The 14,138-nt window shown below is 70.5% G+C and carries 16 protein-coding genes; 11 read left to right on the forward strand and 5 right to left on the reverse strand.

Translation table 11 applies throughout. The features are described 5' to 3' along the window. Positions 1-93: 93 nt before the first annotated feature. The gene (locus PKF00_RS34955; protein WP_271221994.1) at positions 94-903 is read right to left on the reverse strand and encodes a class I SAM-dependent methyltransferase; all 810 of its coding nucleotides are present in this window, start codon (positions 901-903) and stop codon (positions 94-96) included. 23 nt (positions 904-926) lie between these two features. Beyond that, positions 927-1,664: an SDR family oxidoreductase gene (locus tag PKF00_RS34960; RefSeq protein WP_271221995.1), complete on the reverse strand. Its 738-nt coding sequence runs from the start codon at positions 1,662-1,664 to the stop codon at positions 927-929. A gap of 105 nt (positions 1,665-1,769) precedes the next feature. On the opposite strand from PKF00_RS34960, the gene mshA reads away from it, so the two are divergent. From mshA to PKF00_RS34975, 3 genes are all read left to right on the forward strand, one after another. Next, positions 1,770-3,056: a D-inositol-3-phosphate glycosyltransferase gene (gene mshA, locus PKF00_RS34965; RefSeq protein ID WP_425582336.1), complete on the forward strand. Its 1,287-nt coding sequence runs from the start codon at positions 1,770-1,772 to the stop codon at positions 3,054-3,056. An 18-nt stretch (positions 3,057-3,074) separates the two neighbouring features. Next, positions 3,075-3,554 carry a type III secretion system chaperone family protein gene (locus tag PKF00_RS34970; RefSeq protein ID WP_271221997.1) on the forward strand — a complete coding sequence of 160 codons (480 nt, stop codon included), beginning with the start codon at positions 3,075-3,077 and terminating at the stop codon, positions 3,552-3,554. Between the two features lie 162 nt (positions 3,555-3,716). Beyond that, positions 3,717-4,460, forward strand: a complete 744-nt coding sequence (locus tag PKF00_RS34975) for a phosphoglyceromutase (protein ID WP_271221998.1) — start codon at positions 3,717-3,719, stop codon at positions 4,458-4,460. A gap of 159 nt (positions 4,461-4,619) precedes the next feature. Here PKF00_RS34975 and phoU read toward each other — a convergent pair whose 3' ends face one another. Next, the gene (phoU, locus tag PKF00_RS34980; protein WP_271221999.1) at positions 4,620-5,279 is read right to left on the reverse strand and encodes a phosphate signaling complex protein PhoU; all 660 of its coding nucleotides are present in this window, start codon (positions 5,277-5,279) and stop codon (positions 4,620-4,622) included. A 158-nt stretch (positions 5,280-5,437) separates the two neighbouring features. Here phoU and PKF00_RS34985 point away from each other — a divergent pair, with 158 nt between their 5' ends. Continuing rightward, positions 5,438-6,613 carry a sensor histidine kinase gene (locus tag PKF00_RS34985; RefSeq protein ID WP_271222080.1) on the forward strand — a complete coding sequence of 392 codons (1,176 nt, stop codon included), beginning with the start codon at positions 5,438-5,440 and terminating at the stop codon, positions 6,611-6,613. Beyond that, a complete protein-coding gene (locus PKF00_RS34990) occupies positions 6,610-7,299 on the forward strand; it encodes a response regulator (RefSeq protein WP_271222000.1) in 690 nt (229 codons plus the stop codon). The genes PKF00_RS34985 and PKF00_RS34990 overlap by 4 nt, the downstream gene beginning before the upstream one ends. 237 nt (positions 7,300-7,536) lie before the next feature. Here PKF00_RS34990 and PKF00_RS34995 read toward each other — a convergent pair whose 3' ends face one another. Then, a complete protein-coding gene (locus PKF00_RS34995; protein WP_271222001.1) occupies positions 7,537-8,169 on the reverse strand; it encodes a copper chaperone PCu(A)C domain-containing protein in 633 nt (210 codons plus the stop codon). A 262-nt stretch (positions 8,170-8,431) separates the two neighbouring features. Between PKF00_RS34995 and PKF00_RS35000 the strand changes: the two genes are divergently transcribed. From PKF00_RS35000 to PKF00_RS35015, 4 genes are all read left to right on the forward strand, one after another. Then, complete coding sequence (locus PKF00_RS35000) at positions 8,432-8,914, forward strand: CarD family transcriptional regulator (RefSeq protein WP_012887713.1); 483 nt, start codon at positions 8,432-8,434, stop codon at positions 8,912-8,914. A 17-nt stretch (positions 8,915-8,931) separates the two neighbouring features. Next, positions 8,932-9,411 carry a 2-C-methyl-D-erythritol 2,4-cyclodiphosphate synthase gene (ispF, locus tag PKF00_RS35005; RefSeq protein ID WP_271222002.1) on the forward strand — a complete coding sequence of 160 codons (480 nt, stop codon included), beginning with the start codon at positions 8,932-8,934 and terminating at the stop codon, positions 9,409-9,411. A gap of 168 nt (positions 9,412-9,579) precedes the next feature. Then, a complete protein-coding gene (locus PKF00_RS35010) occupies positions 9,580-9,846 on the forward strand; it encodes a GlsB/YeaQ/YmgE family stress response membrane protein (protein WP_271222003.1) in 267 nt (88 codons plus the stop codon). A gap of 94 nt (positions 9,847-9,940) precedes the next feature. After that, positions 9,941-10,207 carry a GlsB/YeaQ/YmgE family stress response membrane protein gene (locus PKF00_RS35015; RefSeq protein WP_271222004.1) on the forward strand — a complete coding sequence of 89 codons (267 nt, stop codon included), beginning with the start codon at positions 9,941-9,943 and terminating at the stop codon, positions 10,205-10,207. 577 nt (positions 10,208-10,784) lie between these two features. Here the strand turns inward: PKF00_RS35015 and PKF00_RS35020 are convergent. Next, a complete protein-coding gene (locus PKF00_RS35020; protein WP_271222005.1) occupies positions 10,785-12,152 on the reverse strand; it encodes a hypothetical protein in 1,368 nt (455 codons plus the stop codon). A gap of 67 nt (positions 12,153-12,219) precedes the next feature. On the opposite strand from PKF00_RS35020, the gene PKF00_RS35025 reads away from it, so the two are divergent. After that, complete coding sequence (locus PKF00_RS35025; RefSeq protein ID WP_271222006.1) at positions 12,220-12,609, forward strand: PPOX class F420-dependent oxidoreductase; 390 nt, start codon at positions 12,220-12,222, stop codon at positions 12,607-12,609. A 115-nt stretch (positions 12,610-12,724) separates the two neighbouring features. Continuing rightward, positions 12,725-14,122: a cysteine--tRNA ligase gene (gene cysS, locus PKF00_RS35030; RefSeq protein ID WP_271222007.1), complete on the forward strand. Its 1,398-nt coding sequence runs from the start codon at positions 12,725-12,727 to the stop codon at positions 14,120-14,122. Positions 14,123-14,138 lie beyond the last annotated feature (16 nt).

The following is a 14,138-nucleotide window of genomic DNA, read 5'->3' on the forward strand; positions in this document are numbered from 1 at the left end:
GTTGTCGAGTGATTTCGCTCACACTTGCCGAACCATGTGGATCTCGTCGCGGTCGTCCCCGTCACGAAGCGCGGTTCGACCATGGCGCAGACCCTAACCGGACGTTCCGGCAGAACCGGAGGCCAGGGCCGCCCACGGAAGGGTGAGCTCGCCGAGCCGCCAGCGCGAACGGCCCCCCAGCGGAGGGTGCTCGGCCACCGGCCAGACGCCGCGGAGCGTCCGCGCGGTGGCGATCCACCGCTGGCGGGAGCCGTACGCGCCGAGGGGGGCGTTGACCGCCCACGCGCGGTCGAAGTCGCGCAGGAAGGCGTGGATCGGCTCGCCGGGCACGTTGCGGTGGATCAGCGTCTTCGGCAGGCGCTCCGCGAGGTCGGAGGGACGGTCGAAGCCGCCGAACCTGGCCGAGAAGGTCAGCGTCCTCGGCCCCGTCGCGTCGAGCCCCGCCCACACCGCGCGGTGGCCCACCTCGGAGCAGGTGCCCTCGACGACCACCCCGCCGGGGGCGACCTTCCCGCTCAGCATCGCCCAGTAGTCCCACGCCTCGGCCTCGCCGTACTGCCTGAGCACGTTGAACGCCCTGATCAGCAGGGGAGGCCTGCTCACCGGCAGCTCGAAGCCGCCGAGCGCGAAGGACAGGCCCTCCCGCTCGTACGGCCTGGCGGCGGCGACCCTGGCCGGGTCGATCTCGACGCCCACGACCTCGACGGAGGGGCAGACCCTCCGCAGCCGCAGGAACAGCTCCAGCGTCGTGGTGTGGGAGGCCCCGTAGCCGAGGTCGACCACCAGCGGGCGTTCCGCGGAGCGCAGCAGGCGGCCGTGGACGGCGGCGACCCAGCGGTCGGCCCGTCTGAGCCGGTTGTGGCCCGTCGTCCCCCTGGTGATCTCCCCGATGCGCTTCGGCACGTCCTGGCTCCGCTTCCCGCCGGTCAGACGCGGTGGACCTTGTGCTGGGCGGCCTGCGCGCGGGGGCGGATGACCAGGCGGTCGACGTTCACGTGGGCGGGGCGGGTGACGCACCAGGAGATGGCGTCGGCCACGTCCTCGGCCGTCAGCGGCCCGGGAACGCCCGCGTAGACGCGGTCGGCGGCGGCGTCGTCGCCGCGGAAGCGGTTCAGTGAGAACTCCTCGGTGTGCACCATGCCGGGGGCGACCTCGACGACCCTGACCGGTTCGCCGCACAGCTCCAGCCTGAGCACCTCGGTCATCGAGGTCTGGGCGTGCTTGGCCGCGTTGTAGCCCCCGCCGCCCTCGTAGGAGACCAGTCCCGCGACCGAGGTCAGCATGACCAGCACGCCGTCGCCCGACCCGACGAGGCGGGGCAGCAGCGCCTTGGTGACCCGCAGCGAGCCCAGCACGTTCGTGTCGTACATCCGCTGCCAGTCGGCCACGTCCGCGCCCGCGACCGGTTCGAGGCCGATCGCGCCGCCCGCGTTGTTGACCAGCACGTCACAGCGGTCCAGCGAGGCGGCGAACGCGTCGACCGACTCCTGGGAGGTCACGTCCAGGGTCGCGGCGCGGATCCCGGGGACCTCGGCGGCCAGCTTGTCGAGCCGGTCCCTGCGCCGCGCCGCCGCGACCACGTCGAAGCCCTCGGCGGCCAGACGGCGGGCCGTCGCCTCGCCGATGCCGCTGCTGGCGCCCGTCACCACTGCTGTCCTGTTCATGGCCCCCAATACTGCCAGGACGCGCCGCTGTCGATTCCGGCGCGTCCTGGGGGAGGGAATGTTGCGAACTAATGGGTGGTTATATCCCTCTCGGAGGTGGTGCCGGTGAGGCGGCGGGTCAGACGGCGGGTCAACCGAGTCGCGACGATCAGCATGCACACGTCTCCCCTGGATCAGCCGGGGACCGGAGACGCTGGGGGCATGAACGTCTACATCGTTGAAGCGGCCAAACGCCTGGCCGAGCTCGGGGTCGAGGTGGAGATCTTCACCCGGCAGACCGCGCGTGACCTGCCTCCGGTCGCCGAGATCGTCCCCGGGGTTTCGGTCCGCCATATCACCGCGGGGCCGTACGAGGAGCTTGACAAGGGAGACCTGCCCGGTCAGCTCTGCGGGTTCCTGTCCGGCGTGCTGCGCACCGAGGCGATGTACGACCCGGGCCGCTACGACGTGATCCACTCCCACTACTGGCTGTCGGGCCAGGTGGGCTGGCTGGCCAAGGAGCGCTGGGGCGTGCCGCTGGTGCACACCATGCACACCATGGCGAAGGTGAAGAACCTCCTGCTCGCCGAGGACGACAAGCCGGAACCGCCCGCCCGGGTGATGGGCGAGCAACAGGTCGTCGAGGTCGCGGACCGCCTGGTGGCCAACACCCCGACCGAGGCGCGGGAGCTCGTCGACCTGTACGGCGCCGCCTCGGAGCGCGTCGAGGTCGTCAACCCCGGCGTCAACCTCACCGTCTTCCAACCCGCGTCGAAGGGCGCCGCCCGTCACCGCCTCGACCTGCCGCAGGACGCCTGCGTGCTGCTGTTCGTCGGCCGCGTGCAGCCGCTCAAGGCCCCCGACGTGCTGCTGCGCGCCGCGGCCAGGATGCTCATCGACGACCCCACGCTCAGGTCGAGGCTGGTCGTCGCCTGCGTCGGCGGGCCGAGCGGCAACGGCCTGGCCAGGCCCTCGTACCTGACCGAGGTCGCCCTCTCCCTGGGCATCTCCGACGTGGTCAGGATCGTTCCCCCCGCGCCCCAGCACGAGCTGGCCGACTGGTACCGCGCGGCCGACGTGACCGTGGTCCCCTCGCACAACGAGTCGTTCGGCCTGGTCGCCCTCGAGTCCCAGGCCTGCGGCACGCCGGTCGCCGCGGCGTCGGTCGGGGGGCTGCGCACCGCCGTACGCGACGGCGTCTCCGGCGTGCTCGTCGAGGGGCACGACCCGCACGACTGGGCGCGGGTGCTCGGCAGGTTCGTCCACAGTCCCGGGTGGCGCGACACGCTGTCGGCGGGGGCGGTGGCCCAGGCGGCGGCGTTCGGCTGGTCGGCGACCGCGGCCAGGCTCGTCGACGTCTACGTCGACGCCATGGCGCACCTGCACCGGGTCCCCGTCGCCGTCAGCTCGTAGGGCTCGTAGGGTTGGCGCATGCGTGAGGTGATCGAGGAGGCGCTCAGGGGCGCCGAGGCGTCCTTCGAGGAGCCGAGGCCGGGAGCCTTCCTGGTGAGGCTCCCCGGCCAGCACAAGCTCGCGACGATGACGTGGCTCATCGTCGGAGACCGGGTCCTGCACGTGGAGGCGTTCTTCTGCCGCCAGCCCGACGAGAACCACGCCGAGTTCTACCGCTGGCTGCTGACCAGGAACGGCTCCACCTACGGCGTGCACTTCGCCCTCGACCCGGTCGGCGACGTCTACCTCGTGGGCAGGGTCCCGCTCGAGGCCGTCTCCGAGGAGGAGGTCGACCGGCTGCTCGGCTGCGTGCTGACCTACGCGGACGAGGGTTTCGACCGGGCGCTCGAGCTGGGGTTCGCCTCCTCGATCCGCAGGGAGTGGGAGTGGCGCGCCAAGCGCGGCGAGTCGCTCGCCAACCTCCAGGCCTTCGCCAGGTTCGCCGACCCGGACCGCTGACGGGAACGCTGAAGGGAACGCTGCCGGGACCGCCGACGGGAACACCGACGGGACCGTCGGCGAGTCTCGTCCTCGCCGGGATCCGCCCCTCGGGAACGGCGCTCCCCGCGCGGCGGTTCGCCCCGCGGGAGCGCTGGCAGGGGGCCCACTAAGCTTGTCCGCATGGCGAATTTGGTGCTGCTTCGGCACGGTGAAAGCGAGTGGAACGCTAAGGGTCTGTTCACCGGATGGGTGGACGCCGGCCTCTCTGCCAAGGGCGAGGAGGAGGCGCGGCGCGGCGGACGGCTGCTGCTCGACGCCGGGGTGCGGCCCGACGTGGTCCACACCTCGGTGCTGACCCGGGCGATCCAGACGGCCAACCTCGCGCTGGGCGCCGCCGACCTGCTCTGGCTGCCGGTCGCCCGGTCCTGGAGGCTCAACGAGCGTCACTACGGCGCGCTGCAGGGCAAGGACAAGGCGCAGACCCGCGCCGAGTTCGGCGACGAGCAGTTCATGCTCTGGCGCCGTTCCTACGACACCCCGCCGCCCCCGCTCGCGGACGACGACGAGTTCTCGCAGGTCGGCGAGGCGCGCTACGCGCGGCTTCCGGACGAGCTGCTGCCGAGGACCGAGTGCCTCAAGGACGTCGTCGACCGCATGCTGCCCTACTGGTACGACGCGATCGTGCCGGACCTGTCCGCGGGCGGGACCGTCCTGGTCGTGGCGCACGGCAACTCGCTCAGGGCGCTGGTCAAGCACCTCGACGGGATCGGCGACGACGAGATCGCCGGGCTCAACATCCCCACCGGCATCCCGCTCCTGTACGAGCTGGACGACGACTTCCACCCGGTCGCCAAGGGCGGCCGCTACCTCGACCCCGAGGCCGCGAAGGCGGCGATCGAGGCCGTGGCCAACCAGGGCAAGTAGGCCCCGGGGCGAAACGGGGAACGACCCGCGAACGTGGAACGCGAAAGGGGCCCGTCGATCCGACGGGCCCCTTTCGCGTCTTCGCGTTGTCTCACCGTTGTCCGTGCGCTCGTCCGCACGGTGAACCCCACACGTCGTGGACCTCGCGCGTCCGCGCTCTCACACGGCGTCGGGCTCGGGGGTCCTCGAACCGGTCACGAGGTACACCACGTCGCGGGCGACGCGGACCGCGTGGTCGGCGTAGCGCTCGTAGTAGCGGCCGATCAGCGTCACGTCGATGGCGGGCTCGACGCCGTACTTCCAGTCGGGGGCCATCAGGACCTTGAACAGCCTGCGGTGCAGCCTGTCCATCGCGTCGTCGTCGTCCTCGAGCTCCAGGGCCAGCTCGACGTTGCGGGAGGCGATGCAGCTGCCGGCCTTGGTGACCAGGCGCTCGGCGATCTGGCCCATCTCCACGATGGTGGAGCGGATCTCCGGGGGGATCGCCGAGTCGGGGTGGCGCAGCCGGGCCACCTTGGCCACGTGCTCGGCCAGGTCGCCCATCCGCTCGAGGTCGGTGCCCATCCGAAGAGCCGCGATGACCATCCGGAGGTCGACCGCCACCGGCTGCTGCGTGGCCATCAGGTCGAAGATCCTTGTCTCGATCTCGGAGAAGATCCGGTCGACCTCTTCGTCGTGGGAGATGACACTCTCGGCGAGTTGGAGGTCGGCGTCCAGGAGTGCGGTGGTGGCCCGGGAGATCGCCGACCTCACCAGTCGGGTCATCTCCACCAGCCGGCCCGTGAGGGCGTCGAGCTCTTCATGGTAGGCGTCGCGCATGGCCCTCACCGTACGTGCGCGACAGTGAACGAACCTCGACCATAAAGTGAACTTTGCGGGAAAGGCCTTGGTCCTGCCCCCATGAGCTGCCCCAATGGGAAAACCCCCGCCTACCATCGAGGACGTGAAGCGGACAGGAGGAGCATGTGAGTGAACTGATGGCGAGTCTGGCCGCGCTGGCCGGGTTCGTCGTGGGGGCGCTGGCCGTGATGGTCGTCCGTCAGAGCGTGGGACGCGCCGTCGCCGCTCCGACGAACGAGAACGAGCCCGCCCTGCCACAGGGTGTCGCCTCGGTCCTGGCGGTCCTGCCGTCCTCGGCGGTCGTGCTCGACAAGGAGGACCGGGTGCTGCGGGCCAGTTCGGCCGCGCGGGCGTTCGGGCTGGTGAGAGGCGAGCACCTGATGGCGGCCGAGCTGCTCGCGCTGGCCAGGCAGGTGCGCAGGGACGGCGAGATCCGCGAGAGCGAGATCGAGGTCGCCGGGCACAAGTTCGGCCAGGAGTCGACCAGCTTCGCGGTCAGGGTCGCCCCGCTGGGATCCCACGGGCAGGTGCTGGTGCTCGCGGAGGACCAGACCGAGCACAGGCGCGTCGAGGCGGTGCGCCGCGACTTCGTGGCCAACGTGAGCCACGAGCTCAAGACGCCGGTCGGCGCGCTGTCGCTGCTGGCGGAGACCATCCAGGACGCCGCCGACGACCCCGAGGCCGTCACCCGCTTCGCCGGGCGCATGCAGCACGAGGCCGCCCGCCTGACCTACCTCGTCCAGGACCTCATCACGCTCTCCCGCATCCAGGGGGCCGAGCCGATCCCCACTCCCGGTCCCGTTCCCATCGACGAGGCCGTGCACGAGGCCATCGACCGCTGCAACACCACGGCGGCGGCCAAGGACATCACCCTCGTCGCCGGAGGCGCGGAGGGGCTGCGCATCTGGGGCGACGACGAGCTCCTCGTCACCGCGCTGCGCAACCTCATCGACAACGCCGTGGCCTACAGTCCCGAGCACACCCGCGTCGTGGTCAGCGCGCGTGCCGCGGGCGCGCACAACGAGTCGGTCGAGATCAGCGTGAGCGACCAGGGGATCGGCATCCCCGAGAGCGCCCAGGAGCGCATCTTCGAGCGCTTCTTCCGCGTCGACGCCGCCCGCTCGCGCGCGACCGGCGGAACGGGCCTCGGCCTGGCCATCGTCAAACACGTCGCCGTCGCCCACAACGGCGCGGTGACGGTGTGGAGCAAGGAAGGCTCCGGCTCCACCTTCACTCTCCGCCTGCCCGCCTTCGGCGGCACGGCGGTGGCTGTACCCGGTACCACCACCATCCCCTTGGAGGCCGCGCAGTGACTCGCGTGCTTGTTGTCGAGGACGAGGAGTCGTTTTCCGACGCCCTGTCATACATGCTGCGCAAGGAGGGGTTCGAGGTCGCGGTGGCGGCCACCGGACCCGAGGCGCTGGACACCTTCGACCGCAACGGCGCGGACCTGGTGCTGCTCGACCTGATGCTGCCGGGCCTGCCCGGCACCGAGGTCTGCCGCTCCCTGCGTCAGCGGTCCAACGTTCCAGTGATCATGCTCACCGCCAAGGACAGCGAGATCGACAAGGTCGTCGGGCTCGAGCTGGGCGCGGACGACTACGTGACCAAGCCGTTCTCCTCCCGTGAGCTGGTCGCCCGCATCCGCGCGGTGCTGCGTCGTCAGGGCGACGTGGAGGAGCTCGAGTCGGCCGTGCTGGCGGCGGGTCCCGTCAGGATGGACGTCGACCGGCACATCGTCGCGGTCCGCGGCGACCAGGTGCAGCTTCCGCTGAAGGAGTTCGAACTGCTGGAGGTCCTGCTCCGCAACGCGGGGCGCGTCCTCACCAGGGGCCAGCTCATCGACCGCGTCTGGGGCGCCGACTACGTGGGCGACACCAAGACCCTGGACGTGCACGTCAAGCGGCTGCGGGCCAAGGTGGAGGCCGACCCCTCCAACCCCCGCTGCATCCTCACCGTCCGCGGGCTGGGCTACAAGTTCGACCCCGCGGAGGACTGACCTCTCCAGGGCCTCTCCAGGGTCCTGCCGGGGCCTCCGGCGCCTCCAGGGGCTCCTGGAGCGCCCGGTGCGGCCTTCAGGGGGTCCGGGGGACTTCCCACACGCGAAGGGGGTGTACGGCTCGCGCGGGCCGTACACCCCCCTTTCACGCGTTCTCCTCGCGATCCCTCGCGGGTCCGTTCGGCGGCGGTTCGCCGGTGACCGGCTGACGACCTGGCCGACGGTCCGGCCGACGACTCAGTGGCCGCTCTCGTCGTGGCCCGTCGAGGCGGACGGCGAGGCGGTGGCGGTGGCCTCCGGTGTCGCGGTGGCCTCCGACGTCGCGGTGGCGGACGGGGCGGGGGAGGCCCCCGGAGCCTGCGGGAGGTCCTTGAACTCGCGGCTGCGGGTGATGACCGGAACCGTCAGGGGGACGACGCCCGCCTTGGCGAACTGCAGCTGCACCGAGATGCTCTCGCCGCCGCTGAGCGGCTTCTTCAGGCCCTCGATCACGATCGCGGGGGTGGGCTTGCCGACGCCGACCCGCTGCTGGACGGGCAGGTCGACCGGGGAGGCGATCTTGGCGGTGCCGAGGGCGGGGTCGACGCCGACGCCGACGAGCCGGTCGGCGTCCTTGTTGGTGTTCACCAGCGACAGGTAGAGCGGGGTCGCCGCTCCGGCGGCCAGCTGCGAGCCGGAGTCGGGGCCCAGGAAGAACGCCTGGGAGATGTCGATCCCCTTCGCCTTGTCCGCGCTGACGGACAGCGCCTCGGTCGGGGTGTAGGGCTGGTTGGTAATCGCGTCGAATCCGGCACCACAGCCGGCCAGGACCGGAGCGGCTGCGAGGAACGCGGCGGCGGCGATCGCCCAGTGACGGCTGTTGCGGGTCACGGTGCGAGTTCTCCTTGTCACACTAGAGGTAGGGCAGAGCCAACCCTATCCATGGACTTCGCCGGGTTTTCCGGCGGGCCGCCTGATCGTCGAGAGGCGGGGGAACGCAGGTCATGAGGGCTTTTCATACCCTTGATTCATAGAGTTGAACGCTTGTCAAGCCTTAATATGCGGCTTTGACCTGCAGTTATGGTGATTTCACTGTTCCGGGAGGCTGTGGATACGTGGTACTCTTGAGTACAGCGGAAGGGGTACTTGTCACATGACTTTCCAGGTCGGCGACACTGTCGTCTACCCCCACCACGGGGCTGCTCGGATCGAGGCCATCACGACCCGAACCATCAAAGGTGAGGAAAGGACCTACCTGGTTCTCAAGGTCGACAAGGGCGACCTTACCGTCCAGGTGCCGGCTGACAACGCCGAACTCGTAGGTGTTCGCGATGTCGTTGGCCAGGAGGGCCTTGAGCGCGTCTTCGACGTGCTTCGTATGCCTCACACCGAAGAGCCCACGAACTGGTCCCGCCGCTACAAGGCCAACCTGGAGAAGTTGGCGTCCGGTGACGTCAACAAGGTGGCCGAGGTCGTTCGCGACCTGTGGCGACGAGACAAGGAGCGCGGGCTCTCCGCAGGAGAGAAGCGCATGCTCGCGAAGGCACGGCAGATCCTGGTCAGCGAGCTCGCGCTCGCCGAGAAGACCAACGAGGACAAGGCCGAAGCCCTGCTCGACGAGGTCCTCAACTCCTGAACACAACATTTCCACGGGTGGGCGTCGGGGTCGACGTCCACCCGTTCGCATCGGGCCGCGAGTTGCACCTCGCGGGACTTCACTGGCCGGGCGAGACAGGCCTGGCCGGACACTCGGACGGCGACGCCGCCGCCCACGCCGCGTGTGACGCGCTGCTGTCCGCGGCGGGCCTCGGTGACATCGGGGGCCTCTTCGGGACCTCCGACCCGCGCTGGGCGGGCGCTTCCGGCGTCGCCCTGCTCGAGGAGACCGCCAGGAAGGTGCGCGCCGCGGGCTTCGAGATCGGCAACGTGGCCGTCCAGGTGATCGGGAACCGCCCCAAGATGGCGCCTCGCCGCGCCGAGGCGGAGAAGGCGCTCGGCGCCGCCGTCGGCGCGCCCGTGAGCGTCAGCGCGACCACGACGGACGGCCTCGGCCTGACGGGGCGGGGCGAGGGCGTGGCGGCCATCGCGACAGCAATCGTGGTGAACCTCAATCCACTCCCGGGCGTCTCCTAATACGGAACGCGAAAGCGCTCCGGCGAGCGGCGCGGATGCTCGTCGACGCATTCGAGGCGGTGGCCCGTTTACTGGCGCGGTACGGGCCACCTCCTTTTTCCGGAATGACCCGCGAATGTCCTGGGTAGCCCCCTATTGACCATGTCTCGTCATCGGGGGGAGTCGGACATGATTGGCTCGATTATCGCCGCGATCGTCATCGGCGCCATCATCGGCGCGTTGGCACGCCTCATCGTTCCCGGGCGGCAGAACTTCTCGATATGGCTGACGCTCATCGTGGGCATCGTGGCGGCGCTCATCGGCACCGCCATCGCCGCCGCCCTGGGGATCGCCAACACCAGGGGAATCGACTGGTGGGAGCACATCATCCAGCTCGCGCTGGCGGTGATCGGGGTGCTGCTGGTGGTCCAGTTCCAGGCGAGAAAGACGCACTGAGCCGGAAAATTTGCCGTTCCCAGGAATATCCCTGACGCATGGGGTAGCCAACTCTCCGTGAGCGTGAAGGTCACCTCACTGGGAGGTTCACGATATGACCATCGCATCCATTCTCGGGGCCATCGTCATCGGTGCCGTCGTCGGCGCCATCGGTCGTCTCCTGCTTCCCGGTAGGCAGGCGATCGGATGGGTCCTGACCGTCGTCGTCGGCATCGTGGCGGCGCTCATCGGCACCGCCATCGCCCAGGTCCTCGGCGTCGCGACCACCAACGGCATCGACTGGATCGAACTCGTCATGCAGATCGTCCTCGCCGTCATCGGCGTCGGCCTGGTCGCGGGCATGAAGCGCTCGAGGGTCTGACGGCGGTGAGCGGCTCCGGCCCCCGGCGAGGTCCGGCCGGACGCCCTCCGTCCCGAAGGCATGGACGCCTGACACAGGCGGAGACGGCGACGCCGACGTCGACGTCTCGCACCAGGAAGACCCGCTCGGTTCCACACCGTACGCCGAGCGGGTCTCCGCCGTTCCGGACCGGTTCGCGCAGAGACGCCAGGTGTGACCAGGCGCGCCGAACCGCCTTCCGGCCGATCCCGGAACGGGGTCGGAGGCAGGCTGATCGCCGGCCCGCAGCGGGGCGCCGCTCACCGAGATGTGAGTGAAAAGCTGTGGGCCGGTCCAGCGGCCCGAAACCGCGGGCCGCAAGGCCACCGAGCGCCCAGCTCGAAAGAGCGCCGAGTGCTCAGCTCGAAAGATCGTCGTGCGCCCGGTTCGAAAGATCACCGAGCGCCCGGTCCGGAAGACCGTCGAGCGCTCAGGCGGAAAGACCGCCGGGTACGCGACCCCCAGACTGGGCCAGCTCCTCCCAGGCCCCGGAGCTGGCCCAACCCGATCTCGCCCGTGTTCTACGCCGGACTCTGCCTTTCAGGCTCCTCGGAGCTCCTCAGGACTCCTCGGGCGGAGTGGGCGTGCTGCGCATGCGCCCGGAGGGCGGGGCCGCGGCTCCCTCGCCCTCGGCTTCCCGCTTCTCGCTCTCATCCGTGTCCGCGTCCGTCCGGACGGACGTCTCAGCCGCCTCCAACGTCTCTGGCGCGGCGTCCTGCCCGGTGTCGGCGGCGTCGTCCTCGCGCGCCGGGCGGGATGTCCTGGCGGCTCTGGAAGCGGGGGCGGAGTCGTCGGTCACCACGGCCATCGGCTGGGTGTCGGAGTCGCGGTCGCCGATCTCGGGCCGCTCCTCCCGGCTCTCCCGCTCCTGCGGCTCCTCAGGTGACGGGCGGTCCGCGTCCCAGGTCTCCACGCGCTCGCTGACCCGGCTCTCCGGCTTCCGCGCGGCGGGTCGAGGCGGGTGGACGAGCAGGTCGCCGTGGTGGGGCCTGACCAGGTCTCCCCAGCGCAGGGGCCTGTCCGGGGCGGCGGAGGCCCGCGGAGGCGCCGAGGCCTCCGGGGACTCCGCGGCCTCCGGGGACTCCGAGGATTGCGGAGCCTCGGGGGAACGCGCGGGAGGCTCGGCTATCTCGGGCGTCTCCGGAGCAGGGGTCGGGCCGACCACCGGCTGGGTCACGGGGAGATCGTGATGCGGCGCCGACTCCATCGGCGGGGCGGCCTGCGGATCCAGCAGCACCTCCGAGGGCGGATGGTGCACCGGGTGCGGCACGTGATCCGGGCGGTCGGGAGAGTCCGGGTGGGCGGCGCGCGCCCGCCGCTCCCCGTGGGCGGGCGCGGCGTCGCGGCCGCGCGGGGCGGGGTACTCGGCGGTCGGGAGGTCGGCCTCGGGGAAGGGCACGATGTCGCGGGCGAGCCTCGCGGACGCCGCGTCGGCGGCGGCCCTGCGCGCGGCGGCGTGGCTGATCAGCAGCAGCCAGAGCCACAGGGCGAGAAGCAACGTCACCCACGGGGCGACGGCGACGACCACGGCGGCCCGCCGTACGTCCACGGTCGCCCGCACCGCGGTGGTCACCTCGGCGGCGACCGCGGCGGCGAACAGCAGGGCCAGGACCGCGCCCGCCTGCAGCCGCACCGGCCAGCGTCCACCCCGCAGCAGGAGGACGGAGATCAGCGCGATGGCGAGCAGCGCGTCGAAGGCGGCCGGATAGAGGTAGGCGAGGTGCGCGGGGGCCTCGCCGACGACGGCGAGGCCGCGCAGGTCCTCGAAGGAGAGCACGCACGCGGCCGCGGTGAGCGCGGCCACGCCGAGTCCGACGAGGGCGATGCCGGCACGGCGCAGGGCGACGGTCACCCGGCTCGTCTGGGAGGGCGGGGTCGAGGACGGGCGGGAGAGCGTGTCTGCCGCCTCGGGGGATTTCACGTCCATGGCCCTTCGAGCCTACAGAATCGGCACCTGGCATGATCGGTGCACCAAAGCAGGATGAGGAGGAAAGTTGACCGAACTGTCCAGTGACGTGCGGGCGCTCTTCGACGCGGCGAACTTCGCCACGGTGACGAGCCTGAACGCCGACGGCAGCCCGCAGGCCAGTGTGGTCTGGGCGAAGACCGACGGCGACGACATCGTGTTCTCGACCGTCAGGGGGCGGCGCAAGGACCGGAACTTCGCCCGTGACCCCAGGACGACCATCGTGGTGATCGACCATGCCAACCCCTACCGCTACGCGGAGGTGCGCGGGAGCGTCACGATCACCGAGGACCCGACCGGCGCGCTCATCGAGGAACTGTCGCACAAGTACACCGGCAAGTCCTGGGTCGAGGCGCACCCCGAGGCGCAGCGGTTGATCGTCCGGGTTATCCCTGAGCGGGTCTATCTGCGGGGCTGATCCTGGAATGAGCGGGGACGGTATTCGCACTCGTTGTTATAAAAAGTGCTACTGGGCAACCTCAACGTCTCGTAACCCGGCTTGTGAGGTGAGGTAAGGCGTTAGCCTTGCCTCCGTGAGCCTGCACCTATACGACACCAGCGTACGTACGGTCCGTGAATTCGTTCCGGTCGAGTCCGGCCGGGCGTCGATCTACCTGTGTGGTGCCACCGTGCAGGCTCCCCCGCATATCGGGCACATCCGCTCGGGCGTCAACTTCGACGTGCTGCGCAGGTGGATGACCCGTTCGGGGTACGACGTGACGTTCTGCCGCAACGTCACCGACATCGACGACAAGATCATACGGGTGGCGGCAGCCGAGGGAGTGCCCTGGTTCGTCGTCGCCGAGCGTAACCAGCGCGCCTTCACCTGGGCGTACCAGGTGCTCGGCTGCCTGCCGCCGACCGTCGAGCCGAGGGCGACCGGCCACGTCCCCGAGATGATCGAGCTGATGGAGCGCCTCATCGCGGCGGGCCACGCCTACGCCGTGGACGGCGACGTCTACTTCGACGTCATGTCCTACGCCGACCGGTACGGCTCGCTGTCCAACCAGAAGCTCGAGAACCTCAGGGCCGCCGGTGACACCGACAGCGACTCGACCAAGCGGGACCCGCGTGACTTCGCGCTGTGGAAGGGCGAGAAGCCCGGCGAGCCGACCTGGCCGACCCCGTGGGGCCGCGGCCGTCCCGGCTGGCACCTGGAGTGCTCCGCCATGGCGACCAAGTACCTCGGGCCGACCTTCGACATCCACGGCGGCGGCGTCGACCTGATCTTCCCGCACCACGAGAACGAGCTGACCCAGTCGCAGGCGGCCGGTGACGGGTTCGCGCGTTACTGGATGCACAACGGCATGCTCAAGATCGGCGCGGAGAAGATGAGCAAGTCGCTCGGCAACTCCCTGCTGATCCCCGAGGTGACCAAGAAGGTCCGCCCCGTCGAGCTCCGTTACTACCTGGCGGCTCCGCACTACCGTTCCGCGATCGAATACTCCGAGGAGGCGCTGGCCGAGGCGGCCTCGGCCTACCAGCGCATCGAGGGGTTCGTCACCAGGGCGGCCGAGGTGATCCACGACGTGGACGCGCACGCGCCGCTGCCCCAGGCGTTCGTGGACGCGCTCGACGACGACCTCGGCACCCCGCAGGCGCTCGCCGTCGTGCACGAGGTGGTCAAGGAAGGCAACGTCGCGCTCGCCCAGGGCAACAAGGAGCAGGTCGCCAGGCTGCTGGCCGAGACGCAGAACATGCTCGACGTGCTCGGCCTCGACCCGCGCTCCGAGCAGTGGCGCTCCTCCGGCGACGAGTCGGGGCTGCGCTCGACCGTGGAAGCGCTGGTCGGCGTCGCTCTGGAGCAGCGTCAGGCGGCCAGGGCGCGCAAGGACTTCGCGGCGGCCGACGGCATCCGTGAGCGGCTCGCCGCGGCGGGCGTCCTCGTCGAGGACACCCCCCAGGGACCTCGTTGGGAACTTTCGCGGTAGAAGCAGGCCGTACGCT

This window comes from Streptosporangium carneum, assembly GCF_027922005.1.
Lineage (GTDB): Bacteria > Actinomycetota > Actinomycetes > Streptosporangiales > Streptosporangiaceae > Streptosporangium > Streptosporangium carneum.

Bases quoted from the DNA above. Each gene is read 5' to 3' on its own strand.
- PKF00_RS34960 (WP_271221995.1), bottom strand. From the start codon at position 1,664: ATGAACAGGACAGCAGTGGTGACGGGCGCCAGCAGCGGCATCGGCGAG.
- PKF00_RS34970 (WP_271221997.1), top strand. From the start codon at position 3,075: ATGCGTGAGGTGATCGAGGAGGCGCTCAGGGGCGCCGAGGCGTCCTTC.
- PKF00_RS34975 (WP_271221998.1), top strand. From the start codon at position 3,717: ATGGCGAATTTGGTGCTGCTTCGGCACGGTGAAAGCGAGTGGAACGCT.
- phoU (WP_271221999.1), bottom strand. From the start codon at position 5,279: ATGCGCGACGCCTACCATGAAGAGCTCGACGCCCTCACGGGCCGGCTG.
- PKF00_RS34985 (WP_271222080.1), top strand. From the start codon at position 5,438: ATGGCGAGTCTGGCCGCGCTGGCCGGGTTCGTCGTGGGGGCGCTGGCC.
- PKF00_RS35000 (WP_012887713.1), top strand. From the start codon at position 8,432: ATGACTTTCCAGGTCGGCGACACTGTCGTCTACCCCCACCACGGGGCT.
- PKF00_RS35010 (WP_271222003.1), top strand. From the start codon at position 9,580: ATGATTGGCTCGATTATCGCCGCGATCGTCATCGGCGCCATCATCGGC.
- PKF00_RS35015 (WP_271222004.1), top strand. From the start codon at position 9,941: ATGACCATCGCATCCATTCTCGGGGCCATCGTCATCGGTGCCGTCGTC.
- PKF00_RS35020 (WP_271222005.1), bottom strand. From the start codon at position 12,152: ATGGACGTGAAATCCCCCGAGGCGGCAGACACGCTCTCCCGCCCGTCC.